General features: G+C 37.0%; 29 protein-coding genes, 1 pseudogene and 1 riboswitch. Of the genes and pseudogenes, 26 read left to right on the forward strand and 4 right to left on the reverse strand.

Going from position 1 to position 26107, the window contains the following annotated elements; all coding sequences use genetic code 11:
- Nucleotides 1-18 precede the first annotated feature (18 nt).
- The 21 genes from LG329_RS13675 (at nt 19) to LG329_RS13775 (ending at nt 17073) form a co-directional block, all read left to right on the forward strand.
- Complete coding sequence (locus LG329_RS13675) at nt 19-1233, forward strand: MFS transporter (RefSeq protein ID WP_404451375.1); 1215 nt, start codon at nt 19-21, stop codon at nt 1231-1233.
- 80 nt (nt 1234-1313) lie between these two features.
- Nucleotides 1314-2525, forward strand: a complete 1212-nt coding sequence (locus tag LG329_RS13680; RefSeq protein WP_404451376.1) for an MFS transporter — start codon at nt 1314-1316, stop codon at nt 2523-2525.
- A gap of 69 nt (nt 2526-2594) precedes the next feature.
- On the forward strand, nt 2595-3005 hold the full coding sequence (locus LG329_RS13685) for a flavoprotein (RefSeq protein WP_404451377.1): 411 nt from the start codon (nt 2595-2597) through the stop codon (nt 3003-3005).
- Between the two features lie 238 nt (nt 3006-3243).
- Nucleotides 3244-3675 (forward strand): VOC family protein, encoded by a 432-nt coding sequence (locus LG329_RS13690; protein WP_404451378.1) that lies wholly within the window; start codon nt 3244-3246, stop codon nt 3673-3675.
- A gap of 14 nt (nt 3676-3689) precedes the next feature.
- Nucleotides 3690-4088: a VOC family protein gene (locus tag LG329_RS13695; RefSeq protein ID WP_404451379.1), complete on the forward strand. Its 399-nt coding sequence runs from the start codon at nt 3690-3692 to the stop codon at nt 4086-4088.
- A gap of 57 nt (nt 4089-4145) precedes the next feature.
- Nucleotides 4146-4568: a metallothiol transferase FosB gene (gene fosB, locus LG329_RS13700; protein ID WP_404451380.1), complete on the forward strand. Its 423-nt coding sequence runs from the start codon at nt 4146-4148 to the stop codon at nt 4566-4568.
- A gap of 27 nt (nt 4569-4595) precedes the next feature.
- Nucleotides 4596-5015 (forward strand): NUDIX hydrolase, encoded by a 420-nt coding sequence (locus LG329_RS13705; RefSeq protein WP_404451382.1) that lies wholly within the window; start codon nt 4596-4598, stop codon nt 5013-5015.
- A 15-nt stretch (nt 5016-5030) separates the two neighbouring features.
- Nucleotides 5031-5594, forward strand: coding sequence for an AAA family ATPase (locus LG329_RS13710; RefSeq protein ID WP_404451383.1), 564 nt, complete (start codon nt 5031-5033; stop codon nt 5592-5594).
- Nucleotides 5554-6006 (forward strand): NUDIX hydrolase, encoded by a 453-nt coding sequence (locus LG329_RS13715; protein WP_404451384.1) that lies wholly within the window; start codon nt 5554-5556, stop codon nt 6004-6006. The genes LG329_RS13710 and LG329_RS13715 overlap by 41 nt, the downstream gene beginning before the upstream one ends.
- A complete protein-coding gene (locus tag LG329_RS13720; RefSeq protein WP_404451385.1) occupies nt 6003-6419 on the forward strand; it encodes a GNAT family N-acetyltransferase in 417 nt (138 codons plus the stop codon). The genes LG329_RS13715 and LG329_RS13720 overlap by 4 nt, the downstream gene beginning before the upstream one ends.
- A gap of 12 nt (nt 6420-6431) precedes the next feature.
- Nucleotides 6432-6923: a tetratricopeptide repeat protein gene (locus tag LG329_RS13725; protein WP_404451386.1), complete on the forward strand. Its 492-nt coding sequence runs from the start codon at nt 6432-6434 to the stop codon at nt 6921-6923.
- A gap of 208 nt (nt 6924-7131) precedes the next feature.
- Entirely contained in the window at nt 7132-7620 is a 489-nt protein-coding gene (locus LG329_RS13730) for an NUDIX hydrolase (RefSeq protein WP_404451387.1), read from the forward strand.
- Between the two features lie 4 nt (nt 7621-7624).
- The gene (locus LG329_RS13735) at nt 7625-8479 is read left to right on the forward strand and encodes an alpha/beta fold hydrolase (RefSeq protein ID WP_404451388.1); all 855 of its coding nucleotides are present in this window, start codon (nt 7625-7627) and stop codon (nt 8477-8479) included.
- Nucleotides 8476-9321, forward strand: a complete 846-nt coding sequence (locus tag LG329_RS13740; protein WP_404451389.1) for a DUF2785 domain-containing protein — start codon at nt 8476-8478, stop codon at nt 9319-9321. The genes LG329_RS13735 and LG329_RS13740 overlap by 4 nt, the downstream gene beginning before the upstream one ends.
- Nucleotides 9322-9591: 270 nt before the next feature.
- Complete coding sequence (locus LG329_RS13745; protein ID WP_404451390.1) at nt 9592-10158, forward strand: GNAT family N-acetyltransferase; 567 nt, start codon at nt 9592-9594, stop codon at nt 10156-10158.
- Nucleotides 10159-10175: 17 nt separating this feature from the next.
- Nucleotides 10176-10406 (forward strand): excisionase family DNA-binding protein, encoded by a 231-nt coding sequence (locus LG329_RS13750; RefSeq protein ID WP_404451392.1) that lies wholly within the window; start codon nt 10176-10178, stop codon nt 10404-10406.
- Between the two features lie 11 nt (nt 10407-10417).
- Nucleotides 10418-11308, forward strand: coding sequence for an RluA family pseudouridine synthase (locus LG329_RS13755; RefSeq protein ID WP_404451393.1), 891 nt, complete (start codon nt 10418-10420; stop codon nt 11306-11308).
- Nucleotides 11309-11599: 291 nt separating this feature from the next.
- Nucleotides 11600-13531: an ATP-dependent DNA helicase gene (locus LG329_RS13760; RefSeq protein WP_404451394.1), complete on the forward strand. Its 1932-nt coding sequence runs from the start codon at nt 11600-11602 to the stop codon at nt 13529-13531.
- Between the two features lie 179 nt (nt 13532-13710).
- A complete protein-coding gene (locus tag LG329_RS13765) occupies nt 13711-14661 on the forward strand; it encodes an AAA family ATPase (RefSeq protein WP_404451395.1) in 951 nt (316 codons plus the stop codon).
- On the forward strand, nt 14661-15878 hold the full coding sequence (locus tag LG329_RS13770; RefSeq protein WP_404451396.1) for a DUF58 domain-containing protein: 1218 nt from the start codon (nt 14661-14663) through the stop codon (nt 15876-15878). Before LG329_RS13765 ends, LG329_RS13770 begins: the two co-directional genes overlap by 1 nt.
- Nucleotides 15865-17073, forward strand: coding sequence for a hypothetical protein (locus tag LG329_RS13775; RefSeq protein ID WP_404451397.1), 1209 nt, complete (start codon nt 15865-15867; stop codon nt 17071-17073). Before LG329_RS13770 ends, LG329_RS13775 begins: the two co-directional genes overlap by 14 nt.
- Nucleotides 17074-17445: 372 nt before the next feature.
- Here LG329_RS13775 and LG329_RS13780 read toward each other — a convergent pair whose 3' ends face one another.
- The 3 genes from LG329_RS13780 to LG329_RS13790 form a co-directional block, all read right to left on the reverse strand.
- The gene (locus tag LG329_RS13780; protein ID WP_404451398.1) at nt 17446-18432 is read right to left on the reverse strand and encodes a P1 family peptidase; all 987 of its coding nucleotides are present in this window, start codon (nt 18430-18432) and stop codon (nt 17446-17448) included.
- 356 nt (nt 18433-18788) lie between these two features.
- Nucleotides 18789-19112, reverse strand: a complete 324-nt coding sequence (locus LG329_RS13785; RefSeq protein WP_404451399.1) for a hypothetical protein — start codon at nt 19110-19112, stop codon at nt 18789-18791.
- A 21-nt stretch (nt 19113-19133) separates the two neighbouring features.
- Nucleotides 19134-19466, reverse strand: a complete 333-nt coding sequence (locus tag LG329_RS13790) for a hypothetical protein (RefSeq protein ID WP_404451400.1) — start codon at nt 19464-19466, stop codon at nt 19134-19136.
- Nucleotides 19467-19801: 335 nt separating this feature from the next.
- Nucleotides 19802-19953: riboswitch (FMN riboswitch) on the forward strand.
- 274 nt (nt 19954-20227) lie between these two features.
- Here LG329_RS13790 and ribE (LG329_RS13795) point away from each other — a divergent pair.
- The 5 genes and pseudogenes from ribE (LG329_RS13795) (at nt 20228) to LG329_RS13815 (ending at nt 24277) form a co-directional block, all read left to right on the forward strand.
- Nucleotides 20228-20875: a riboflavin synthase gene (ribE, locus tag LG329_RS13795; RefSeq protein ID WP_404451401.1), complete on the forward strand. Its 648-nt coding sequence runs from the start codon at nt 20228-20230 to the stop codon at nt 20873-20875.
- Between the two features lie 12 nt (nt 20876-20887).
- Nucleotides 20888-21484 (forward strand): annotated as a pseudogene (gene ribB, locus LG329_RS13800) (3,4-dihydroxy-2-butanone-4-phosphate synthase); the annotation flags it as partial.
- Between the two features lie 76 nt (nt 21485-21560).
- Nucleotides 21561-22025, forward strand: coding sequence for a 6,7-dimethyl-8-ribityllumazine synthase (gene ribE, locus LG329_RS13805; RefSeq protein WP_404451402.1), 465 nt, complete (start codon nt 21561-21563; stop codon nt 22023-22025).
- A 79-nt stretch (nt 22026-22104) separates the two neighbouring features.
- Complete coding sequence (locus LG329_RS13810; RefSeq protein WP_404451403.1) at nt 22105-22287, forward strand: hypothetical protein; 183 nt, start codon at nt 22105-22107, stop codon at nt 22285-22287.
- A gap of 109 nt (nt 22288-22396) precedes the next feature.
- On the forward strand, nt 22397-24277 hold the full coding sequence (locus LG329_RS13815) for an ABC-F family ATP-binding cassette domain-containing protein (RefSeq protein ID WP_404451404.1): 1881 nt from the start codon (nt 22397-22399) through the stop codon (nt 24275-24277).
- A gap of 99 nt (nt 24278-24376) precedes the next feature.
- Here LG329_RS13815 and LG329_RS13820 read toward each other — a convergent pair whose 3' ends face one another.
- The gene (locus LG329_RS13820) at nt 24377-26098 is read right to left on the reverse strand and encodes a DNA-binding protein (protein ID WP_404451405.1); all 1722 of its coding nucleotides are present in this window, start codon (nt 26096-26098) and stop codon (nt 24377-24379) included.
- Nucleotides 26099-26107: the final 9 nt, after the last annotated feature.

Raw genomic sequence — 26107 nt, forward strand, 5'->3', positions numbered from 1 at the left:
TGAATTTGGGGTGTAAACATGTTACGGGAAAGAAATTTTCTCCTTTTATGGTTAGGTCAACTCGTTTCTATTTTCGGCGGGAGGTTTAGCGAACTCGTCATACCTTGGATAATATTAGAGGTAACCAGTTCACCAATTAAAGCCGCAATCGTTGCAATAAGTACACATATCGCCCCATTGCTTTTTTCTCTTCCTGTAGGTGTTTGGATAGAAAATCGTCCAAAGAAAAAAATAGCGATGTCAGCGGAATTGATTCGTGCGATTATGATGTCCTTTCTGGTTTTGGTCATTTACATTGATCAGTTTAACATTTTCGTTATTTCTTCTATTCTTTTTATCACAGGGATAGCAGGGTTATTTTTTACTATTTCCGTGAACACGATATTGCCAGGAATTGCTGGTCGAAAGCGACTGGTGGAAGCACATAATCATATGGAAGCGGCTGACGCCATTAGTACATTGATTGGTCCTTTATTAGCTGGTTTCGTACTGACAGCAATAGGCGCTGCAGCGACGCTCGGAATTGATGCATTTTCATTTTTACTATCCTTTATAGGGATTGCTTGTTTAACAATTAAGGAAAAAGTACCTGAGAAAAATTTGCAGGCAAACAAGAAAGACTCATGGAAACAAATATTGTATGGCATTAAACTGTTGTTTTCAACAAAGATTCAGCAGTTTATCACGCTTAATCACATGGTTTTGAATTTTAGTACGCATGCCATTAGCCTGCTTGCAATCGTGTATGCAAACCAAGTGCTGGGATTAACCGCTACCCAGACTGGAATTCTATTGTCAGGTGCTGGTGCAGGTAATATTGTCGGGATTTTCCTGATGAACCGAGTAAAATACATGTACTGGAATAAGCTTTATGGAACAATTTTATTCGTGTCAGGAGTAGGAGTTATTTTAATTGCGCTTTCACCTAATATGTGGAGTGCTTTTGCAGGGATGTTCTTATTTGATGGTGCACTTTCAATGGCTTTTGTCATCAATGGGGCAGCGAGACAAACCGTCACATCCGATATCTTCTTAGCTCGAGTTAGTAGTGGTGGCTTTCTTCTGGCAGGAATTGTGATTATAACTGCGAATGGATACGCAGGAATTGTTGCTGAACTATTTAATCCAGTGTTGGCATTATTGGTATGTGCTGTCATTTTACTGGTTAATAGCTATTTATCGTTTATACAAAAGGATTTGAAAAAATCACTTTCCTCTTTTGGAATAGATTAAAAGCAGAATAAGTGAGGTATCAAATTTATGTAAACCTACCTTTTTTCATCTAATTAAAAATGATAAAAGGGGTAGTGAAAATGAAAAATCATTCCTTTCGTTTCCTATGGTTAGGTCAGGCGTTAGCTAATTTTGGTGATGTTTTTTACATCGTTGGGCTTATATCGATTTTATATTCGGTTTCTGAGTCAGTTTTTTATTTAGCATTGCTACCGTTTATTGTTACTCTTGGTCGCTTCTTAAGTGGATTCGTTTCACCAGTTTTATTTAACAGATATAAATTGAAATCACTATTAGTAGGTTCACAGATTAGTAAGACGGTTATTTTGTTCGGGCTTGCTACTTGGGTGAGTTGGCAGGCCACACCAACTATTTGGCTGCTACTTGTTTTTATTTTCACGATTGCATTTTTAGATGGATTGGCATTTCCGGCAACTAGGGCAATGCTGCCTAGATTGGTAGAAAAGGAAGAAATAGTGAAGGCAAATAGCTTTCTTTCCGTTGTCGACCAAACCATTCAACTAGGTGGATGGGCACTTGGAGGCGTAATTGTTGCGATGATTGGCGGGCAACACGTTATTTGGATCACTTTTTTCCTGTTTGTTGTTTCATCTATTATGATGCTTCGTATAGTAGATCAGACTCCTTTCCGTGTGGAGGAGGACGAAAAAAATAAGCTACATTACGTTTTACAGGAAGGGTGGAGAATTATCTGGCGGTCACCACTATTTCGCAGTATTCATGTCGTAATATTTATGGAAACTATCGCTAATGTGGTGTGGATCGCTGCAATTGTTTATGTTTTCGTTACTGAGGTTTTGCAAAAAACAGAAGCATGGTGGGGCTATATGAATGCTTCCTTTTTCGTTGGTTTAATAATTGGTGGAATTATATGTTCCAAGTTTTCGCAAGCGATTGAGAGACATTTAAAAAAACTGATGATCCTTTCTTCTTTTGGTATCAGCATTGTTACCTTTTTGTTTGGTCTTAATTCGATTGCATGGATCGCTTTAATGCTATCTGTCGTTGTTGGGGTCATCGAACAGGTGAAATCAATATCCTATGAAACCTATATACAAAAGACTGCAACAACAGAAGAACTACCCAAGCTATATGGTGCTCAAGGCGCGTTAGTTTCTATTACATTCGGACTTTCCTCCTTGTTGATGGGGGCGGTTGCTGAGCTATTTGGAGTGAGGTATGTGTTTTTGATCGCAGGTGTATTGTTAGCAGGAGCGGCTATATTATTGACTTTGAATAGAAGATACTTCACTGAAAAGCTAACGCAGTAAGTAATAGAGGGCTGCATCAAGTTGGTGCAGCCCCTTATAAATTTTCGAAAAATATATGGAGGTTTTAGAATGACTAATTTTAACGATTCATACGAAAGCTTTAAAAAAGCATGGGGTAATTTTTCAATCGGTGACATGAAAGGTTTTATATCAAAAGACTATGCTGCAAGGGAAGTTCGTGATGGCGAAATAGTAGATTTTGGTTATGAGGAATCTGTTGAGGGCTGGACTCAGGCTTTCGATTACTTCAGCGATAAAGTTGCTGAATGGCACTTAAACGACATAGGTTTTATTCCTGTTAAAGATGATGAAATGGTAGCTATTCTATCTGCTACTTTAACCGTTGACGGAAAAACGATGGAAACAGCTAATCTGTTTTTTGACACGTTTAAAAAAACAAGCGAAGACGGTTGGTTAATGATGAGAAGTTATATTGAAACTGGAGTTCCTTTGGACAAGTTGGATGACGTCCGTGTATAGAAAAGAAGACTGACAGAGCAAAGCAGGGGGTATTAGAAGTCGGGAGAAAAAGGACCGAATTAGGGAGAGACACATTACTTAAATTGAACACATCTAAGGTTATGGTTATCATGGATGTATAAAGACTACTAGTTCAAGACCAAACGCCAAGGCCTATAGTGAAAAATATACAGATGCAGGCGTGGTGGAAAAAGAGATGAAAACAAAGTATTTAGGATAGAAAAAGGAGATTGCTAAAATGAATAGATTGAATCTTTTAACACTTGGAGTGGAGGATATTGGAAAGTCACTGAAATTCTACAGAGATGGATTAGGTTTTGGAACATCAGAGAATAGCGAGAGTCCAGTAGTTGTTTTCTTTAACAATGCCGGTACAAAATTAGCCTTATATCCGATAAATGAGTTAGCAAAAGATATAAACAAAAATGAACCGCCTGTAAAAGGGAACTTTTCTGGAATAACACTCGCATACAATGCTAAAACAGCTGAAGAAGTTGATGAAGTAATGGAACAAGCTAAAAAAGCAGGGGCTACCATTGTGAAACCGCCAGAGCGTGTTTTCTGGGGAGGATACAGCGGTTATTTTGCAGATCCAGATGGCTATCATTGGGAAGTAGCTTTTGGGGATAACTGGGAGTTTGATGAAAACGACATGTTAATTATTGAGTAAATTGGAGGAAAAAGATGAGTAAAGGTTTGATTCATCATGTTGAATTGTATGTATCTGATCTGAAACGTTCCGTTGAATTTTGGGGTTGGTTGTTGGAGGACCTGGGTTACCATGCTTATCAGGAATGGGACGCTGGACGAAGTTTTAGACTTGGTGACTCCTACATCGTTTTTGTCCAAACCGAGGAGCGGTTTCTTGATGTACCGTACCACCGACGTAGGGTTGGACTAAATCATCTAGCATTTCATGCGGAATCACGTGAACATGTGGATGCTATTACAAATAGATTAAGAGAGAAAGACATGGCCATTTTATATTCGGACAAACATCCGTTTGCTGGGGGAGATGATTATTATGCCGTGTATTTTGAGGACCCAGATAGGATTAAAGTAGAATTGGTGGCTCCCAAATAGTGTGTATTATATGGCAAAAAGCTTTTTAGTCAATAAGTGTTAAATGGGGTGCTTCTTTTGCAAATCAAAGGAATTAATCATCTTTTATTTTCTGTTTCCAATTTGGAAAAGTCTATTGAATTTTATCAAAAAGTTTTTCGAGCTGATCTCTTGGTTAAAGGAAATAGCACAGCTTATTTTGATTTGAACGGATTATGGCTCGCACTAAATCTTGAAAAACATATTCCTCGTAATGAGATTAGAGAGTCCTATACACATATGGCATTTAGTATTGATGAAAGGGAATTCGATGAGGCATGTAGGCATCTTGAAAAACTGAATGTAAACATTCTTAACGGAAGAAAAAGAAATAGTCAGGATAAGCAGTCCATTTATTTTACGGATCCTGACGGGCACAAGTTTGAATTTCATACAGGTACCTTACAGGATCGGATGGAGTACTATGAAAAGGATAAAAAGCATATGACGTTTTATCGTTAATTTTTTGTTGGGGAGATGAGAGGATTAATGAGTGTCCCAAAGCATATCGTTTCCGCTGCGACAATCGTGCTGAATGAGCAGGGGGAGTTACTTTTAATAAAAGGCCCCCGCAGAGGTTGGGAAATGCCCGGCGGACAGGTAGAGGAAGGCGAGGCTCTAACTGATGCTGCGATTAGAGAGACAAAAGAAGAAACTGGAATTGATATTGAAATAATTAAGTTTTGTGGGATATACCAAAGTGTTACCAGAAGTATTTGTAATACATTGTTCTTGGGTAAACCAATTGGAGGCAACCTAACCACTAGCAGTGAGAGTCTAGAAGTTGACTACTTTCCACTTGAAGAAGCTTTAGAAATGGTGACATGGAACAATTTCCGTGAAAGAATCACAAATTGCTTAGAGGAAGAGAAGCATCCATTTTTAGTAGAGTTTAAGAGTAAAGTTTAATAAAGTGGTGGTCATATGAAACCTGAAAAGATACATATTATTGGATCGGTCGGAAGCGGGAAAACAACCTTTTCGAGAAGGTTATCGAAAAGGTTGACCATAGCTTATTATGAATTGGACAATGTGGTTTGGAAAAGACGAGAAAATGTGGATGTTCACGATGTAAAACGGTCACCGCAAGAAAGAGATGAATACTTTTCTGGAATTTTGAACTCAAATGAGTGGATAGTAGAGGGTGTTCACAGCGGTGACTGGGTAATGCAAAGTATTCAAAAGGCTGATGTTATCGTTTTATTAGATACTAGTTATTTTGTTAGGATACATAGAATTATTCGCAGATTCTTTTTACAAAAACTCGGACGTGAAAAAGCAAACTATGTACCTTCCTTTAAAATCTTTTGGCGAATGTTCAAATGGAATCATCTTTTTGAAAAAGATAAATCAGAGATATTGAAAAAGATATACGCATATAACGAGAACTTGGTTATTTTATCTAATCACAAGGATTTGGAGAAATATTTAGAAGAGGGGCATGTTCATGGGCTACATAATGGACTTAAGGAAACAAATAGGCTCTAGACCAATTATCATAGCGGGTTCTAGTGTTCTATTATTAGATGAAAATAATAGATTATTATTGCAACTAAGAAAGGATAATAATTGTTGGGGACTAGCTGGTGGTTCCATGGAGCCGGGTGAAACATTAGAAGATGTTGCGAAAAGAGAACTGCAGGAGGAAACCGGACTTGTAGCGAATGATTTAACCTTTTTTAAGATATTTTCCGGTGAGGATTTTTATTATAAATATCCCCACGGTGATGAGGCTTATAATGTAATATCGGCTTATATATGTCGGAATTATCACGGTGAATTATCGGTAGACAAGAATGAAGTCCAGGAATTGCACTATTTTTCTTTAGACGAACTCCCTTCTAACATTAGCCCACCCGATTATAAGGTAATAAAAGCATTTATGGAGGAACTACTATGAATTTTATATTAAATAATGGAAAAGAAGTTAACGTTCGCGAATATATGGCTGGGGATTTTCAAGCAATTCTAGAGTTGAATTCTAAAGAAGGGTGGAATACATTGGTTGAGCGGGCAGAAGACATGAAAGAGGCTTTTGATAATTCAAATGTTACGTATATCGTTGAGATGGATAATAAGCTGGTGGGGTATTTGAGAGGAATGACAGACAGGCAAATTACCCTATTTATTTGTGAAGTAATCGTAGGAGAAAAACTTCGTGGATTAGGAATGGGGAAAAAGCTGCTGCAATACGTGCATAACCTTTATCCTACAACACGAATGGAATTACTGGGGTTAAGTACCTCTAAATCCTTTTATGAAAAGCTGGATTTTCGTAGTTTTTATGGCTTTCGCAAAACCATACAGGAATAAGGTGGTGGTAATATGAACAGTCAATTAGAATATGCATTAAAGCTGAGAGATGATGGTGAAGAGGAACAATCTAGACAATTGTTCATTGAACTAGTTAGAAAGGATCATAACAATGCCGAACTGAATTTCCATTGTGCTCAAACGCATGATGGCATGGGTTTAGAAGAGGAAGCTGTTGAATATTATGAAAGGGCTATTAGCATTGGCCTGCCTGAAGAACTTTTAAAAGATGCTTACGTTTGTTTAGGAAGCACTTTTAAAGTTATAGGGGAATATCAGAAATCACTTGATATTTTATCAAAAGGGGAAGAGGAATTTCCTTATTATGAACCAGTTCAAGTATTTAAGGCATTAACGCTTCATAGTATGAATGATCACTCTAAAGCATTAAAAACCGTTTTACATTCACTTCTAAAAACAACGAATGATAAAGGGATTCAAAATTATAGCAGAGCCTTACATTATTATGCGGAATTTTTGGATGAAGGGGTAAAAACTGATTGAGAAAGATGGGGGATCGGTAACTTAACGGTCGAAAACTTTTAGAGAATTTTATGATTAAGTAGTGGATACCATGAATCAATGGTCAGGGTCAGCAAATTCAAGGTTGACTCATATGTATCCTGAGGACTTTGACTTTATACGAAAGCATGTTAGGTATGATATGAGCTGATTATAGTTTTTTGAAAAAGAAAAAGGAGCTAGGACAATAATGGTTTCTCAGAAAAAATATCATCGAGCACTTGGTGTATATGGCATTTATGAAAAGAATAATCAACTATTAGTGATTAACAAAAATGGCGGGCCATATATAAATCGATTCGATCTTCCTGGAGGCAGTTTGGAAGATGGTGAAAGTCTGACGGATGCGATGCAAAGAGAATTTATAGAAGAAACGGGTGTAGAAATAGAAGTGGTCAGTAATATTGGAACGATTGACTTCATCCTACCTTGGGACTGGAAAGGGTTTACCCATGTGCATCACATCGCAATTTTTTATTCGGTGAAAAAGATTGGCGGGGAAATTTCTAAGCCAGATCAGTTTGAAGGGCAAGATTCAGATGGAGCACTTTGGGTATCAAAGAATGACATATCAGATGAAAACGCATCTCCCCTGGTTTTGAAAGCATTTGATTGGTTGGAAACCGGGCAATTAGGAATAAATCTAGTTAACTACAAGGATTGGCTGATCAAGGAGTGATGGTATGGGTACTTGGAAACAAGAACTACTGGTTACCAAACGCGGAACATTTGAGATATTCACAAAAGGCACAGGGACACCGCTATGTGTAACGCACCTTTATTCAGAGTTCAACGAAACGGGTGACTATTTTGCTGATTCCTTTACTGATGGTCACACAGTTTATTTGATTAATCTCAGGGAAGCAGGAAACTCTGAAAAGGCACACGAATCCTATCAACTTAGTATGCTGGAAACGATTTTTGATTTAGAGGCGATTCGTGAAGCGCTTGGATTAAGAAAGTGGAATTTTGCAGGTCATTCTACTGGTGGAATGCTGGGAATAATGTATGGAATTTATTTCTCAGACAGCATAGATGCACTAATAATAGTTGGCGCTGCCGCTAGAGAATATGCTACTTTTTCATCGAATTGTATTTATAATCCTGATCATCCACAATTCACTAGAATGCAAGAGATGATAGAAATACTTAAACTTTCCGATTTGGATGCAGTTAAAAGAAAAAATATTTCAGTTGAGCGGACAAAGCTTTCGCTCTATCAACCTAATCGTTATGATGAAATGTTTGATAAGGAAATACATAAGAAGATGTCAGCTACCCGAATGAATTTCTTCAACCGGGAGCTATCGTTATTTGATGTAACAAGAAAATTAGAATTAATAACAGCTCGGACATTAATCATCTGCGGTAAACATGATGTGCAATGTCCATTGGAGTATTCTATAGAAATGAATGAATTAATCCCTAATTCCAATCTGTTAATTTTTCATGAAAGTAATCATTATCCATTTTTAGAAGAAAAGGACTTATTCAGTATTGAAATTGATAAGTTTTTCAGGGAGGTACGAAACAAGTGAATACAACTGAATTAAAAGAAACATTAATGACCTATAGTGGTAATGATTTTCAAATGGATGAGTCCAATAATATATCAGAACTTACCACCGCAATGCTTAGAGAAATAGGGAATGTGGATCCAAAATTAAGGGATGAATTGATTTATAGTTCTTTTTGCCAGATGATACTACAAGACTTTTATTCGATCGAAGAACTTAAAGCAATCCTTGGAACTTGTTTGGACGATAAGCATTTATTATATAGAGTCGGTAAGGCTGGCGATGATTCTGTTTTTACAAGATCTTTTTCGACCTTGATCATTGCGGTGATTTTGCATGTTAATCTACAGAAAAACTTTTTAACAATTGACGATATAGATGAGGTCTATGAATCTTTATTGAAATATCTTGATCAGGAACAGGATGTTAGGGGCCTTGTACCTGAAAAAGGCTGGGCTCATAGCATTGCGCATGTAGCCGATGCTCTGGATGAGTTAGTCAAACAACCAAATCTCTTAAATGAGAAACTAGAAAGTGTTTTCACCGCCATTTTAAATAAAATGGCTTTCAACAAAGACCATTATCACTATGATGAAGATGAACGAATGGTCATTCCGGTAGTCGCTATGCTGGAAAGAGGTCTTAGTGAATCAATGGTTTGTGAAAAAATTGCTGCAACTGGAAATGATATAAAGCAAAACTTTTCAACAGGTGGTCAGTCGTATTTTATTTATCGAGCGAATGTGAAGCAATACTTAAGCAGTTTATATTTTCATTTAGAAGCAAAAGAACAGAACGTTGAGGTTCGGACTTCTATTAAACAAGCGATTAAAGAGATAAACCAGCCCTACTACCAAATGTAACAGTTCTCATATATACAATCGAAAGCATTCCTGGAAAAGGGGGCTTTTTTTGTATGTGAATTTAAGGTAAGTCCATATCCCTGATAAAAGTCATAGAATCCCGATAAAATACGAAATATCCTAATAAAAACCAAAAATTCCTGATAAAAGCCACAAAATCCTGATAAATGCTCAAAAGTCACTGATAAAACAAAAATCCGCCATTTGTTATTGCTTTTTCCACTATAATCGTATATATTCTTTAGAACTCTAAAAAAGGATATGACGCTTATGAATCCAATTTTACTAGACTTTCCTCATCAATTTGAAACGGAACGACTGCTTTTAAGAATGCCTATGCCTGGCGATGGAAAGGCTATTTATGATGCAATTGATGCCTCTATTAATGAGCTTAGACCATGGTTGGCTTTTGCGTATAATGGTCAAACTGAGGAAGAGACAGAGATTAATACCCGTGAATCACACATTAGCTTCCTAAAAAGAGAGAAATTGAGAATGCTAGTTTTCCTTAAAGAGACCAATCAGTTTGTTGGGTCATCAGGTCTGCACGATATCGATTGGGATGTTCGTAAATTTGAAATTGGATATTGGGCTGACACTAGATTTAGTGGGCATGGGTATATGACTGAAGCTGTTGCTGGCTTAACGGAATTCACCTTTAACGAACTCCAGGCAAATCGCGTTCAAATACAATGTGATACGCGTAACAGTAAAAGTTGTGCTATTCCTGAAAGATTGGGATTTGAATTGGAGGGTATCATTAGAAATGAAGATCTTTCTATCGATGGGAAAGGGCTCCGGGATACGTGTATGTATGCTAAAATAAGGACAGAGTAAAAAGGTGGAATACTATTATGTACTTAACGATAGAAGAAACTGCTGAACATTTGTCCATACCTGAATCTCAAATAAGAACACTTATCCAACAAAAACGAATACGTGCGATTCATGATGGTGAACAATTTTTGATTAATCAGGCCCAATTCTCTACTCATTTCGAACAAATTGAAAAGTATAAACAAATGATTCAAGACTATTTAAATGAACATATACCAGAAGACATTGATGTTAAGGACGAGGATTAGGAGAGTTTTTTATGAAAACAAATAAAGATTCAACGCATGAAACCTTTACAGTAAAAGAGCCAATGAGTTTATTGCCATTTCTATTAAAGGTAATGGAAAATCGCAGTCGAAATTCAGTTAAATCTATTCTTGCGCGAGGTCAGGTTTCCGTTGATGATGATGCAACAACTAAACACAATTATCCACTGAAACAAGGCCAAACCGTTACGATTCTTAAAAATAAGGTAGCGGCTAAGGTGAACAAAATGACTGGATTTTCCATCATACACGAGGATAAAGAAATCATTGTAATTAATAAGGATGCAGGATTACTTTCGATAGCGAATGCTAGAGAAAAGGACTTCACAGCTTACAGTCAATTGATGGACTATGTCAAAATTGAACATCCGAAAAACCGTGTTTTTATTGTTCACCGCTTGGACCGTGATACATCAGGTGTGATGGTTTTTGCGAAAACTGAAACCGTTAAACGAAAGCTCCAAGATAATTGGAAGGCGATTGTAAAAGAGCGTACTTATATGGCGCTTGTAGAAGAAACTGTTAAGAAACCAAAAGGAACAATCACTTCCTGGTTAAAAGAAAGCAGTACACTTGTTATGTATTCAAGCCCGAAAGAAGGGGATGGATTACGTGCTGTAACACACTATCAAACGATTCAATCGAATACCACTTTTTCATTGTTGAAAGTAAACCTTGAAACTGGGAGAAAAAACCAAATCCGCGTGCATATGAAGGATATCGGACATCCAATTGTTGGTGATAAAAAATATGGATCTAAAACGAATGCAATTGGTCGACTTGGGCTTCATGCAAGTGTTTTGGCTTTTGAGCATCCTAAAACAGGTAAGCTTTTGCAATTTGAAGCGGATGTACCAGATACTTTCATGCGGAAATCCAAGTAAAAAATGTACGTTATATGACGTGCATTTTTTTATTTTAGTAAAGAAGCTAGCGTGGCGAGGGTAGGATGTGATTTTCAATCGACCGATATATTTGTAGATCGGCAGTTATAGCTTTGAATTGGCGGATAAAGCACTTCAAGAAAGTTGTTGTATGCGATAGCCATTTTTTCCATACATTCCCGCATCCCCCAAAAACAATTCCTTTCATAGTGCTTGCACTTTTCATTTTAGAATTCCTTAAACTATGCTAGTATAATAGCTTACCCGAATGATGTTGAAGAGGAGTTTACGATGACTAGAAATAATTCACTTCCATTTACTGTAGCAAAGACAGAGAACTTTTTTGACCGATTAGGCGATTATGTTGGAGACGTCTTTTATGATATTTTGCCTGAAAAAGGTTACGAGCTACGTGATGAACAAATATATATGGCCTTTCAGTTAGAACAGGCCTTTAAAAATAAACGTACGATATTTGCCGAAGCTGGGGTTGGAACAGGGAAGACCTTTGTTTATTTATTGTACGCTATTTGCTATGCGCGTTATAAAGGAAAGCCAGCAATTATAACTTGTGCGGATGAGACGTTAATTGAGCAACTCGTTAAAAAAGGCGGAGATATCGAGAAGTTGGAGGAAGCATTAGCCCTCAACATCAACGTAAGATTAGCGAAATCACGGGAGCAGTATGTTTGTGTTAAGAAATTGGATCAACTTGCTAATCAAACAGATGATAAGAGCATTTTGCAGGTTCATGACCAAATTCCTGATTTTGTTTTTGATACGAGTGCTTCGATGAAATCCTTTGAACGTTATGGGGACCGAAAAGAATATCCATGGGTAACAAATGATACATGGGAAAAAATAGCCTGGGATCCATTGCAGCAATGTTCAACATGTGATTGGCGTCACCGCAGTGGGCAAACATTGAACAGGGACTACTATCGTCATGCATCAGATATTATTATTTGCTCCCACGATTTTTATATGGAACACGTTTGGACGAAGGAGTCACGAAAACGCGAGGGGCAATTACCATTGTTACCAGAGGCAAGCAGTGTTGTTTTCGATGAAGGACATTTACTAGAATTTGCTGCACAGAAGGGCTTAACCTACCGCTTTAACTATGAGGCGTTGAATAAGGTATTAACTGGATATATGGGGCAGGATGTGCGAGAGGAATCACTCTTCCTTATTGAAGATATTCTAATGTTGCATGAAGACTGGTTCAAAGTGCTTGAGGGTAATGCAGCTAAAGTTGAAGGTTCTAATCGCCTGGAAATTTCCCTGACGGAAAACATAAAGGAAATTGCTGAACGCTTATACAATCAGGTACAGCAATTGCTTGAACAGTTAGTGTTTGATGCGGAGCTTTTTACAATTGAAGAGTACCATATAAAAATAATCGAGGAATATCTAGAGTTTTTCTCTTATGGTTTGTCCATTCTACTGAAGGATGATGAAGGAATCTTTTGGCTTGAGGAAGATGACACGGCAAGTACACTGGTTATCATGCCAAGACTGGTAGAGGACGTGTTGGAAAAAGAGGTATTTTCTCAAGGACTTCCATTCGTCTTTTCATCAGCAACATTGTCACGAGGCAGGGACTTTTCATACCTAGCTGGTAGTCTAGGAATAGATTCATATGATTCTTGTTCAGTTGCTTCCCCATTTGACTATGAAAATCAAATGAAAATATATGGTCATATTGAATCAAGCTCACATGAAAAATGGCCTTACATTAGTAAGCAACTGCTAGACAATCAGGGGAAGGCTTTGGTACTGTTTTCATCGACTGAAGAAATGAATTCATTCCGAGAATGGGTGATGGATCAATCATGGCCATTTACAATGCTGTACGAAGGTGATCAGGAAATAAGTAAGACAGTAAAGGATTTCCAAACTGATCAGTCAGCAGTACTCTGCTCATACAATTTATGGGAGGGATTGGATGTACCTGGAGAAGCGCTAACTAAAGTGATTATTTCCGCGCTACCCTTTCCACCTAAAGATCCAGTATTCCAAGCAAAACGGAAGCACGCAGAAGAGCCTGAACAGGAAGTTGACATGCCATATATGGTCCTTAGGCTGAGGCAAGGAATCGGCCGCCTAATCCGCACAAATGAAGATTATGGAACGATTCATATTTGGATGACAGCGGAAGAAAGAAAGATGTATCAACAGACCATTGAGGGAGTATTGCCGGTTACAATGGAGCTGATATGAAAGCTAGTTCTATATAAATCGAAGTAATGAGTTTTATAAGCGTAAATATGCAAAGCCGGTCAATGTAACAATCATTGATCGGCTTTTTGTATTTTTTAAAGTATTAGAAAATTGGTAGTAATAAAAGTCTAATAGTATTATACTTTTAAGAGATAGAGATAAACTAGGGGGACTTATTCATGTCGTTAATAGAGAAAATAGATCAAGCAAAACAAGCGATCAATCAGGTTATCGTTGGTCAAGATGACGTGGTTGAATTGCTTTTTGTTGCTTTATTGGGGAAAGGGCACGTGATGCTAGAGAGTGTGCCAGGTTCGGGAAAAACAAAGTTAGCAAAAAGCTTTGCTAAAATAATCAATGGCAATTTTAGCAGAGTCCAATTTACGCCAGACGTATTGCCGTCAGATGTTACAGGCATTCAATTTCTTAACCCGAAAACCAATGAATTTGAGTTGCGTGTTGGGCCGATAAAGACAAATATCCTTTTGACTGATGAAATAAATCGTGCCACCCCACGTACGCAATCGAGTTTACTCGAGGTGATGGAAGAACAACAAACAACCATTGATGGGATTACTGTTTCCATACCTTCTCCATTTTTAGTTATTGCAACACAAAATCCAATAGAGTCTAATCATGGTACATTTCCACTACCAGAAGCACAGCTTGATCGGTTTTTGATGAAAGTAACCATGGATTACCCAACGCTAGAACAGGAAAAAGAGATATTAAATCTAAATCGGACTCAAGATCCAATTCATCAAATCAACTCAATTTTAACAACAGATGAAATTGTTGAATTGCAAAAAGAAGTGACGCAGGTTGATGTGTCTGACGTCGTTCAGGATTATTTATTGGCAGTGGTCAGGGAAACGCGTAACCATGCCGATATTGAACTGGGTGTTAGTTCGAGAGCAGCACTCGCTTTAATGCGTGCTGGACAGGCAAAAGCTTTCCTGAGAGGGAGGAACTATGTAACTCCTCAGGATATAAAGGAATTGGTTACCTATGTATTTGAACACCGAATTGTTTTAACAATGGAAGGGTCAATCAGAAAAACAAAAAGAGAAGTTGTTCGTGAAGTTGTCCAGGCGATTGATGTGCCAGTGGAACTGGAGACACGTGGATAATGTACTGGATTAGAGACACATATAAAACTGGTCGAGAACATGATTTACTGTTATTCCTTCTAATTATTTTTTCCATCATTGCTATCACAGCAAATCGACCTCTAATCTTACTTTTCGTGGGTTTTATTGGCGTATATATGTTTCTTATTCATCTTTATGATAAAGGAATCGGAAAAAAGCTGGTGTTGGAAAATAATAGACGTTCCATTCGTATGTTTGAAGGGGAAGAAATGGATTTGGAAATTGTGATGAAGAATCAATCTTTTCTTCCGTTATTCAATGGTTATTTAAGTTTTACCACGGATGAAAAAGTAAATAGTGAACGGTTTGTACGTTTTAACAGAAAACAAAAGAACCATTATCATGTGCCATTACTTTTAATGGGTAAAAGAGAGGCGCTTATTCCAATTTCATTAAAGGCAGTGGAACGTGGTGTGGTTCGGTTAAAGGACATTCAGTTTTACGTTCCGCATATTATGAATTTTGAACAGGTAATTCTGAGTTATAAAAAATTTTATCAAACTGAAATTTTGGTATATCCAAAACTAATCCCAGTAAGTGGAATTGAAGAGTTTCCGTACAATAATTTTGGAAATCAAGTAACACAATTTTCACCTTTTGAAGATTTATTAAGTCCAGTCGGTACAAGGGATTATGAGCCTACAGATCCATTTCATAGAATTCACTGGAAGGCCTCTGCGAAGAACCAAACATTGCAAACAAAGGTTTATGAAAGAAATCGCAATATCTCATGGACAATCATTGTTAACATTGCCGAATCCAGTCCGCTTGGTAATGTGTATTTAAGCCCGCAAGTGGAAAAGTACTTATCGCAAGCAGCATATATGTGTCAGGCTATTACGAAACAAGGCTACCCAATTGAATTATATGTCAATGCAACAAGAATAGGTAGTAGGCCTTTTTATTTGGAAAGCGAAAGCGGACGGGAACACTTGAAAAAAGCGTTGGAATTATTAACCAGAATTGAAAAGGATTGTAATGTAATGCCTGTTACAAGCCTCCTTCACCGGGTTGATAACATGATTGATGATTCCAATATTGTAGTAATTATTGGTGAGCTATCCGATGATAGTCTGCACTACACAAATAAATGGAGTAGACGTGGCAACAATGTGTTTCAGGTAATAGATTCCATAAATGGTGCGCGTTTGACAGAAGTTAAAAGTGAAAGGTTAGTTAATTATGACGCCAAATAGCACAATTATTAAATACTATCAGCTTATCTGTGAAGGGTTATTTTTTTATTTCTTATTAGTACCAATAATGGTTTTATATGAGTATCCGGTATCAGTCTTGGGTTATTTGTTTACGGTTAGCTTTACATTGCTGTTTCTTTCCATCGGGATGCGCTTTATTCCGAACTACAGTATTTATCTGCTAAGTTTTTTTATACTTGTTCCATTCGCAATCTATATCATTCAGTTCCCGCCTATTTCAAGTGTGGTACTGATTGCGTTTATGGTATGGCGCTTTATTGTACATGAGAATGAACCTGATTTATGTAACCAAATGCAACTGATTTTTTATATGAGTCTTGTGTTAATGGTGGATGTTATTTTCTTTTATGATACAGACCTAATTTGGATTGCACTAATAATGCTTGTGGTAATGGTAGGTGGCTATCAGTTAAGTCATATCATTGTAGAAGGATCAATAGGGGTTAAACAATCGCTTCCTTTTATAATCGTTTTTTTTGTAAGCATATTTACTGGCATTGTTTTGTTATTTTCTATTGTTAAAGTAGCAGGTAGTTTTATGCCTTATGTACTAAATGGGGTACTAAAAGCAGTTGGTACTGGTCTCTGGTGGGGTCTGGATTTAATCGGTTTTACAGGACTAAATATAGAAGCACTGCAGAATGCTATTGAAGGAATTGCTGTTCAAGGTAATACCAAAATAAATATGGGAGTGGATGGAAATCGCCTTCTCACTAAAGAACAAATGAATCAAGCCTATGAGCAACCGGATATAGTAAATTGGTGGACGATTGGAATCAGTATAGTCATTTTATTGATTATTGTTCTCTTTCTGTCACGTAAAAAGTTGCGGAATCAGGGAAAAGATAATGCATTGGAACGCATTTCATCTGAATCGATACAAGGGAAATCCTCCAAAAGGCAGAAATCAAAAGGATTTTTTGGTAAGTTTGCTGAGAAACCTACCAATGAAATACGCCTTAAAGTGTTTAAATTTGAGCGATTGACAGCCCAAAAGGGATTGGGCAGGAAACAGTCAGAGACCATCGAGGAATGGTTTATGCGTATTGGCATTGATGCTACCTATCTAGGTATGTATCAAAAAATAAGGTATGGTGATAGCGATTTAACCGAGGATGAAATTAACCTATTTAATCAACAATTAAAGGAAATTAAAACAACCTTGAATATATAACAAAGACACACTCCTAGTTATTATGGAGTGTGTCTTTGCCCATATAACACTTGAATAAAGGAATACCTAAAAATTACTTTCGCGGACATCAGGTACCTTATTTATAGAAAACAGGCAATATTAAGGTGTTAAACGGACACCAGGTGCCCTATTTGGAAGGAATGTCCCTATTTTATATTTGATATATGTTAAATAAGGTATTGTATGTCCGCATACCTCCTCAAAATCACTGTTTTAATAGAAATAGCGAACTGTATGGGCGCCAGTTCCAGCTAACGAATACAATAATACGGAAATAGTCTAGTTTGAACTGTGCTATTTTTTAAAATAGCACAAAGTACCGCATTTTGCGATAGGAAACGGAACCCGTTATTAAAAAGGGGCTTTATTTACGACTCTGCCTAATCGTCCAGTTGTTGTCTCAGCATGTTGTAGTGAATTTATCACAGATTCTTCCGTCGTTTCTATTACAGCTTGGAAAAGTTGATTCATTATAGGGTGGTCATCCCGTATAAATTCCATGGAAGCTAAGTGTTCCTTAGATTTATGCTCATAGGGGTTGGCAGTTGAAAAAGCTATTGCAATGTCACCACTGCCATTATCAATGTGACTACCGGTACGACCGAGCCCAGCTGCAGACCTTTTGGCCAGTCTTTTTAACTGACGATCATAAAGGGGAGCATCTGTCGCGATTATCATCATTATGGAACCATCAGGTGTCTCGACTTTTGTATTTTTCAAATCAGCAAATAACGCATCATCCGGTTTTCCGAAATTACTTAGTACTAAGCATCCGACTGTGAACTTTCCCTGATCAGTTATGACATCTCGTGATGCAGTTCCAATTCCACCTTTTTGACCGAAACACATCATACCTTTTCCAGCACCAACTGCACCTTGCTCGATAGGATTTCTGCTTGCTTTTTCAATTGCTTGAATCGCGTGTTCCGGTTTAATAGCTGGTATACGCATAGAATTTAAAAAACTATCATTACATTCACCTACAACGAGATTAATAGAGCTAGTAGAATCACCAATTTCTTTATTTTCTTCCAACATATAGTTTAAAGTCCCTTGCATTACAGCACCGACACTAAATGTGTTTGTAAGCATAATAGGAGATTCTAATAGTCCAAGCTCATCCATTTGAATTAGACCGTTTGTTTTACCATAACCATTTATTACGGAGTTTGCTGCACGAGTTTTTTTCATAAAAAGATTTCCTTCATGAGGTAGGATTGCAGAAACACCTGTGCATATGGTGTCTGTATCATTTATCTTTTCATATAATGTGACATGGCCTACTTTGACCCCTGGAACATCAGTGATGCAGTTTGATTTACCTTTTGATAAAGACATGGGTGACCCAACTCCTTTTTTAGCAGATAAGCAAGTATAAACTTTCCTAACTGCATAAGTGCAACTAAGGCTTTCGCCATTAAGGCTTGGCGATAAGCCAAGTTTTCTAATCTATTAGATATAATTTTACATGAAAAAAGACCATATTCAACTATGGCCTTTTGAAAGAATTATTTGTGGTGAAGTGCATGTGCTTGTTGTGGAACGGGGAGTGGAACACAAGAACCCTTTTTCTCTTCATGCATACAATTTAAAAAGGAGGATTCCGGCACTTTTTGATTAGTTGTGAAAGTAGTAGCAGAGAACAAACGCCTATTTATTCTCTGCAATCCAAAAGCGATTAACGAATTAACTTTCTAACGATTAAGCTCATTCATCATTTCCCTTAGAGCTTCTAAATCTAAAGGTGGTGGATTTCCTCCTGCATCATCCTGAAACTGGAGAAAAATAAACGCGATAACAACTACAATCGTAATATCATTGTGAACGTGTACAACAGGGTTTCCGATATTTTCAAAATTGCTTGTATCGGTGTCTACCTGAGCTTGATTCTGATCTTGGTCCTGATACTGTTTCTGTTTTTGGCGCTGTTTTTGAAGTTGCGCCAGAATATCTTCTAGTTGGACTTCTAAGTTCCGCATATTAGCTCCAGCGTTTTGTCTCTTGTAATAAGATCCCACTAAAAACTACTCCTTTACTTATTATTTTTGACCTTCTTGTAAATCCCTAAGCATGTTTACCATCTCTGATAATGATTCTGAATCAACAGCACTGCCATTTGCTTGTAACAATAGAATTACTACTACAACGACAATTGTAATATCATTGTGAACGTGTATTTCCGGATTTCCGATATTTTCAAAGTTACTTGTATCGATGTCTACCTGAGCTTGATTCTGATCTTGATCCTGATACTGTTTCTGTTTTTGTTGCTGTTTTTGAAGCTGCACCAGAATATCTTCCAGTTGGACTTCTATATTTCGCATATCAGGTGAATTAGATGAATTGTTTTGGTTTTTGTAATATCTTCCCATACTAAACTACTCCTTTCTTCGCTTGATACTTGTAATGTATGTAATGAATCTCTTCTTGTTAGGGTGTTTGTCTCTTTAAGCATCAAAAATAGATAATGTAACTATTAAATAATGCAGGTAACATAGCTTTTTATTTATTAAAGTGCTTTTAAATAGGTAGTTTTTGGACAATCATTAGAAGGAATTTATATACTGAAAAGCAGGATAATAGACTTTTGTAGCATCAATCAGCCTGATAGGTCATCCAGCTTTATTTTTTAAAATCAGTTTTCTAATACCTCACTTTTGCTTTCCACTAATACATACTGCTATAATAAAATTAATTAAATACAAATAAATTCCTTCGGGGTCGGGTGAAATTCCCAATCGGCGGTGATGAAGTATTGTCTTCTTAGTCCGTGACCCGTGCGGTTATTCGAATAACCAAGCGGTGGATCTGGTGTAACTCCAGAGCCGACAGTTAAAGTCTGGATGGGAGAAGGGATTTTTAGGTAGCAGTTCATTCGTGATACATTACACGCGTGATTCTTTGTGTTATGAATAAAAATGCTTATTAATGATACCTATAAATTCTACCATTACGCCCTTGAAGCTTATTTCAGGGGCTTTTTGTTTGTACTTAAAGGGATGTAAAATATTTCTGTCCGCTGTTAAAGGCTAGGCGAAAGTTTTTTCTACTATAAGGAAAGGATAACGTTAAAGATAGATGAGGATTAGATAGGATATAAAAATTATTTTTGAATCAAGAGAGGTGTTCTAACATGTTTACTGGAATTATTGAAGAACTTGGCCAGGTGAAAAAAATGCAACAACAATCAGCAAATTCAGTGCAGCTAACTATTCGCGCAAATACCATTATCTCAGATGTCAAAATTGGAGACAGTATTGCTGTGAATGGTATTTGTTTAACAGTTACAACATTTAGTGAAAATGAATTTAACTTAGATGTTATGCCAGAAACAATCAAAGCAACGTCATTAAATAGACTGAAACCAGGATCACAAGTCAATTTAGAACGGGCTATGCATGCGAATGGGAGATTCGGAGGACATTTTGTTTCAGGTCATATCGATGGTATTGGAAAAATAACCAGGAAAGAAAAGCAGGAGAATGCCATTTATTATGATATTGAAGTGCCAATAGAGCTCCGATCCTATTTATTAATAAAAGGATCAATTGCTGTTGATGGGATAAGTTTGACTGTATTTGATGTGAATGATCATACATTTACTATCTCTTTAATTCCACACACTGTTTCCGAAACAGTTTTAGGAGAGAAATCAGTAGGATCCATCGTTAATATTGAATGCGATATGTTAGCTAAATATGTAGAGCAAATGATAAAGCAAACGGACACTACTAATACTGGAATTAATCAAGCATTCTTATCAAATAACGGATACTTATAAGGAGATGCAGCTATGTTTCATACAATCGAAGAAGCAATAGAAGATTTACAGCAAGGGAAAATTGTTATTGTTGTTGATGATGAAAATCGTGAGAATGAAGGAGACTTTGTGGCACTGTCAGATAGGGCTACACCAGAAGTAATTAATTTTATGATTACACATGGAAAAGGTCTTGTTTGTACATCAATCACAGAAGAAATGTCAAACAAACTGAATTTATCGATGATGACAAATGAAAGCTCTGATCCATTAGGCACAGCCTTTACAGTAAGTGTAGATCATATGGAATCTACAACTGGAATTAGTGCTGCTGAACGATCAAAAACCATTCAGGCATTAGCAAAACCAGAAAGTCATGCAAAAGACTTTAAACGGCCTGGACACGTTTTTCCATTAGTAGCTAAGGATGGTGGTGTGTTATTGAGACAGGGCCATACTGAGGCATCAATTGATTTGGCTAAACTTAGCGGTGCGAATCCGTCAGGTGTGATTTGTGAAATTATCAAAGAAGATGGGACAATGGCTCGTGTTCCAGATTTAGTGAAAATGGCTGAGCGTTATGAGTTGAAACTAGTATCAATTGAAGACTTGGTAGCCTATCGTAAAAAAGCAATATATGTAAACAAAGTATAGTAAAATATGTCATTTAGTAAAGATGCATAACTAATAATAGGAGATGATTAATATGGGTCAAACATTCAAGGGGAATTTAGTTGCTACAGATTTAACGATAGGAATTGTTGTTGGTAGGTTTAACGAATTTATTACTAGTAAATTATTAGAGGGTGCAATTGATACATTAGAAAGACATGGAGTCGATGAGGGAAACATTGATGTAGCGTGGGTACCAGGTGCATTTGAACTTCCATTAGTTGCAAATAAAATGGCAATGAATGAAAAATATGATGCCGTTATTACACTAGGGACAGTAATTCGTGGTGCAACACCGCACTTTGATTATGTATGCGCGGAAGCGGCAAAAGGTGCGGCACAGGCATCTATCCAATCAGGAAAGCCTGTTATATTTGGTGTTTTAACAACAGAGACAATTGAACAAGCAATTGAACGTTCTGGAACTAAAGCTGGGAATAAAGGGTCAGAGGCAGCAGTTTCCGCAATCGAAACAGCAAACCTTATTAAAGATTTATAAATTAATCGATAGAAATTTTTATTAAAATAAGATACACTAATCCATAGAGATGTTCCATCATGTGGAGGGAAAGATATCAATGAAATTAGTGTTATATCAAATTCTTGGATTAGGATTTATTTGGATAGGAATGGCATTCTTCTTTAATACTATGCAACCAACAAGTAAAATTATTTTTTACTGTTTTACTTCATGGCTATTATTTTTAATTGTGATTTACATTAAACAACGTATTAAAGGCGTTAAAGATAAAGAACTTTAAAAGGCACGCGGGCGATCTATTGCTCGCGTGTTTGTTGTTTGCTTTCCACATACATATTATTCCCTTATACTAATAAATAGAGTGAAGTTCGAAATGAGGAATGTTTGAAATGCTTACAGTTGAAAATATCGTAAAATCATATGGGGAAAAAGTTTTATTTAATGAGGTTTCGTGTACCATTAAAGAAAATGATCGTATTGGACTTATTGGCGTTAATGGTACGGGGAAATCAACCTTTTTAAAAGTAATCGCTGGGATCGAACCACCTGAGAGTGGTCTTGTTAAACATGCAAAAGATTATCATATTGAATATCTGGCTCAGGATCCTGTACTAGATCCTGAGCTAACCGTAATTGAGCAAATTTATTATGGCGAATCAGTGATTATGAAAACAATGCGAGGCTATGAGCACGCACTTCTTGAACTATCGGAAAATCCAGACAGTAATGCCGTGCAGAGCCGTATGCTAAAGATGCAACAAAAAATGGATGAAAACAAAGCATGGGAAGCAAACACAACCGCAAAAACTGTTTTGACAAAGCTTGGGATTACTGATTTCAATAAAAAAGTAACCGATTTGTCTGGTGGCCAAAAGAAACGGGTCGCAATTGCTAAAGCATTAATTCAGCCTGCAGATTTAATCATATTGGATGAACCAACGAACCATTTGGATCACGCTACAATTGAATGGTTGGAAAAATTCTTAGCATCCTACCGTGGTGCAATGATTCTCGTTACACATGATCGTTATTTTTTAAATCGTGTAACGAATCATATTTATGAATTGAATAAAGGAAATCTTTATAAGTACACTGGGAACTATGAATTATTTCTTGAGAAAAAAGCAGAACGTGAAGAATTAGAAGAAAGTAGTCAACAAAAGCACGAAAATATTTTACGTCGTGAAATTGCGTGGTTAAAGCGTGGTGCAAAAGCGAGATCAACGAAGCAAAAGGCCCGAATTGATCGGGTGGAAGATATGAAGGAAAAGCGTTTTGATACAAATAAAAATCAGGTGGCTTTTCAAGCCGGCTCAAAACGATTGGGTAAAAAGGTCCTTGAATTGACGGATATTGAAAAAGTCTTTGGTGATAAGCAATTGTTTACTGACTTTGATTATTTAGTTGTACCTGGTGAACGGTTGGGAATTGTCGGTCCAAATGGTTCTGGAAAGACAACTTTATTAAACATCATGGCGAACCGGGTGGAGCCTGACAAGGGAACAATCAATGTTGGTGAAACAGTTAAAATTGGTTATTATACGCAGGAAAATGAAGAAATTGATGAGAGCCTAAGAGTCATTGAATATATAAAAGAAGTAGCTGAAGTCATTCATACAAAAGATGGTGAAGTAATAACTGCGGAACAAATGCTTGAGCGATTCTTGTTTCCGCGTTCAGAGCAGTGGAATTACATTCGAAAGCTTTCAGGTGGAGAAAAACGTCGATTATATTTATTGAAGATCTTGATGCTGGAGCCAAATGTATTATTTTTAGATGAACCTACGAATGATTTGGATACAGAAACGTTAAGCATTCTTGAAGATTATCTGGCTAATTTTCCAGGGGTAGTCATTACCATTTCACATGATCGCTACTTCCTGGATAGAGTGGTTGATCAGTTATTAGTACTATCTGAGACCCCCCGGGTTACGCGTTTTTATGGGAATTACAGTGAATATCTGGACGAGCAAATTACTGAAAAAGAAGCAACACAAACAAAAGAAAAGCCTTCAACTCCGGTTAAAAAAACAAAGAAGAAGCTTTCCTATAATGATCAAAAAGAATGGAATGGGATTGAGGATCAAATTACCGAGTTGGAAACTAAGATTGATGGCCTGAAAGAAGCAATTGCTGGAGCTGGAAGTGATCTTGAAAAAGTGCAGGATTTATTTAAGGAACAAGAAGAAGTGGAAAATCAATTAGAACAAAAAATGGAGCGTTGGGAAGAGCTTTCTATCCTAGTTGAAGAAATGGAAGCAGGGAAATGATTTAAATATATCCGCCAATCCACTCTCTCCGAAGTCAGGTTATAACAAACAAGAAGGATTGAACCCAAAATGGGGACAATCCTTCTTGTTTTTTTTACCTTATTCTGTTAATCCTTCAATAGATATAGACTCCACGATTCCAGTGCCATTATCGCGAATGTTTGCCTCTAACTGCACTTGATCACCAGCTTGCAGGAATAGTGCAAGGGGAGCCTTTCCAGCTGTTATGGTATAAATGGTTTTATCACCTTTTAATAAAAACTGGACAACCTGTGAATTCTTTTGCGTTGTGACGAGTACACGATTTATTTCACCAGAACGTTTCTGTAAAGGAGTATCACCTGTAGAAGAAACATTGCTTGGATCCTGCAGTAATTGCAGGCGGTATGCTTCTAGAGTTTCCCGTGCTGTATCGCCAAATACAACGAAGTCAGCGTCTGATGCTTTGATATAAGCATACTTTTTAAGGAGACCATTTGGATCCAGCACATTCACAACCCATGTAGGGTTCCCATCTATATTATACAAAACAGGCATGGAACCTTCCCATTCTTTCTCAGGAAATTCTTTATTCACAATTTCTTTAGCCCCAGTACTATCCATAATACCGGTATTTTTTTTGCCATTATAGAACGTAAGGTCACCAGTACGAGCATTAATTAATGTGTAACCAAGCGCGGAATCAATGTTCTCTTTTGGTGATGACATATCGGTAAAATAATACATTTCACCATCTTCATTAAAGATTGGTGTTACACTATTTTCTGTTCCGGATTCATTTGGGATCTTCACATCTTTTTTACCGAAAATAGAGTTTAGCCAACCATGAACATACTTACCAAAATATTCATTTACATCAGTAGCCATTTCAGAACTTACGGATCCATCCACAAACTCTGGTGCTTCACTTGACGCATAAAGTTTAACGTCACCTGTTTCCGGGTCAACAATCGCAACTTTTAGATTCTGTAAATCCGGCTTATTTGTAAGTCCAATTGGTTTGTACAGTGTTTGAACATACCATGGCTTACCATCCTCGTCTACTTCTAATTGTGCTTCACCACTTTGGATATAAGTTGGGTATGCCCCGTAAATAACGCGGTCAATATTTGAATTAAAATAACTGGAGTTTGTATATTTCATTTTACTATCGACGAATTCAGGTTGTGCGTTTACGTTGGTCGCAGAAATAGTAAAATAACCTGCTGTTTCTTTACCACGGAACCATTTCCAAAAACTAGTAAACTCAACAGGGCCAACAAACACGACGTCATCGCCAACCTTTTGTACTTGTAACTTACCTAAATCGTAAAATTGAGGATTAGGAACAACGCTCATCGATTTTTGGGTCTTATTTCGTGCGAATTCAGGAGATACTGTAATCGGTGTATCATCCTTGCTTAATGGTTTTGCCTCTTCTACTTTTTCTATGTTAATAGATTCATAGGAATTATCCAATGTGAAAATTCCTAATACGAAAATAGTAGGTAGTGCCAAGACTGCCACAATAACTAATAGACCCAATGTGGCCTCAAATGGACCGCTTCGTTTATTCTTTCCGGGTGTTTGGGTCATTCCATATAATAAAAAGATCCCAATAATTGCTACCACAAGGTTTGCAATAACCATGTAAGGGATGGTAATAGGTAGTAGAATAAAGTAGTTTACAATACTTGCAATGATGAATAAAGAAACAAAAATAATTGTTGCAGGTTTAATGGATATCTTTTTTATTTTTTTCTGGCTTCTAACAATGAGAGCAATTGCCAAAGCTGCATACAAAACTAATGATAATAATGCTGCTGATAAAATACCTGTCATGCTTGTCAC

Origin of the sequence: Virgibacillus necropolis (assembly GCF_044793635.1) — a bacterium.
GTDB lineage: Bacteria > Bacillota > Bacilli > Bacillales > Amphibacillaceae > Virgibacillus_F > Virgibacillus_F necropolis_A.

Excerpts from the sequence above, each read along its gene's own strand:
- LG329_RS13765 (WP_404451395.1), top strand. The coding sequence starts at position 13,711 with ATGTCGTTAATAGAGAAAATAGATCAAGCAAAACAAGCGATCAATCAG.
- LG329_RS13820 (WP_404451405.1), bottom strand. The coding sequence starts at position 26,098 with ATGACAGGTATTTTATCAGCAGCATTATTATCATTAGTTTTGTATGCA.
- LG329_RS13695 (WP_404451379.1), top strand. The coding sequence starts at position 3,690 with ATGAGTAAAGGTTTGATTCATCATGTTGAATTGTATGTATCTGATCTG.
- LG329_RS13685 (WP_404451377.1), top strand. The coding sequence starts at position 2,595 with ATGACTAATTTTAACGATTCATACGAAAGCTTTAAAAAAGCATGGGGT.
- LG329_RS13770 (WP_404451396.1), top strand. The coding sequence starts at position 14,661 with ATGTACTGGATTAGAGACACATATAAAACTGGTCGAGAACATGATTTA.
- LG329_RS13750 (WP_404451392.1), top strand. The coding sequence starts at position 10,176 with ATGTACTTAACGATAGAAGAAACTGCTGAACATTTGTCCATACCTGAA.
- LG329_RS13705 (WP_404451382.1), top strand. The coding sequence starts at position 4,596 with ATGAGTGTCCCAAAGCATATCGTTTCCGCTGCGACAATCGTGCTGAAT.
- LG329_RS13715 (WP_404451384.1), top strand. The coding sequence starts at position 5,554 with ATGGGCTACATAATGGACTTAAGGAAACAAATAGGCTCTAGACCAATT.
- LG329_RS13780 (WP_404451398.1), bottom strand. The coding sequence starts at position 18,432 with ATGTCTTTATCAAAAGGTAAATCAAACTGCATCACTGATGTTCCAGGG.
- LG329_RS13760 (WP_404451394.1), top strand. The coding sequence starts at position 11,600 with ATGACTAGAAATAATTCACTTCCATTTACTGTAGCAAAGACAGAGAAC.
- LG329_RS13790 (WP_404451400.1), bottom strand. The coding sequence starts at position 19,466 with ATGGGAAGATATTACAAAAACCAAAACAATTCATCTAATTCACCTGAT.
- LG329_RS13730 (WP_404451387.1), top strand. The coding sequence starts at position 7,132 with ATGGTTTCTCAGAAAAAATATCATCGAGCACTTGGTGTATATGGCATT.
- LG329_RS13675 (WP_404451375.1), top strand. The coding sequence starts at position 19 with ATGTTACGGGAAAGAAATTTTCTCCTTTTATGGTTAGGTCAACTCGTT.
- LG329_RS13690 (WP_404451378.1), top strand. The coding sequence starts at position 3,244 with ATGAATAGATTGAATCTTTTAACACTTGGAGTGGAGGATATTGGAAAG.
- LG329_RS13815 (WP_404451404.1), top strand. The coding sequence starts at position 22,397 with ATGCTTACAGTTGAAAATATCGTAAAATCATATGGGGAAAAAGTTTTA.
- LG329_RS13755 (WP_404451393.1), top strand. The coding sequence starts at position 10,418 with ATGAAAACAAATAAAGATTCAACGCATGAAACCTTTACAGTAAAAGAG.
- LG329_RS13720 (WP_404451385.1), top strand. The coding sequence starts at position 6,003 with ATGAATTTTATATTAAATAATGGAAAAGAAGTTAACGTTCGCGAATAT.
- LG329_RS13735 (WP_404451388.1), top strand. The coding sequence starts at position 7,625 with ATGGGTACTTGGAAACAAGAACTACTGGTTACCAAACGCGGAACATTT.
- LG329_RS13710 (WP_404451383.1), top strand. The coding sequence starts at position 5,031 with ATGAAACCTGAAAAGATACATATTATTGGATCGGTCGGAAGCGGGAAA.
- ribE (WP_404451401.1), top strand. The coding sequence starts at position 20,228 with ATGTTTACTGGAATTATTGAAGAACTTGGCCAGGTGAAAAAAATGCAA.
- LG329_RS13775 (WP_404451397.1), top strand. The coding sequence starts at position 15,865 with ATGACGCCAAATAGCACAATTATTAAATACTATCAGCTTATCTGTGAA.
- LG329_RS13745 (WP_404451390.1), top strand. The coding sequence starts at position 9,592 with ATGAATCCAATTTTACTAGACTTTCCTCATCAATTTGAAACGGAACGA.
- LG329_RS13725 (WP_404451386.1), top strand. The coding sequence starts at position 6,432 with ATGAACAGTCAATTAGAATATGCATTAAAGCTGAGAGATGATGGTGAA.
- ribE (WP_404451402.1), top strand. The coding sequence starts at position 21,561 with ATGGGTCAAACATTCAAGGGGAATTTAGTTGCTACAGATTTAACGATA.
- LG329_RS13810 (WP_404451403.1), top strand. The coding sequence starts at position 22,105 with ATGAAATTAGTGTTATATCAAATTCTTGGATTAGGATTTATTTGGATA.
- LG329_RS13680 (WP_404451376.1), top strand. The coding sequence starts at position 1,314 with ATGAAAAATCATTCCTTTCGTTTCCTATGGTTAGGTCAGGCGTTAGCT.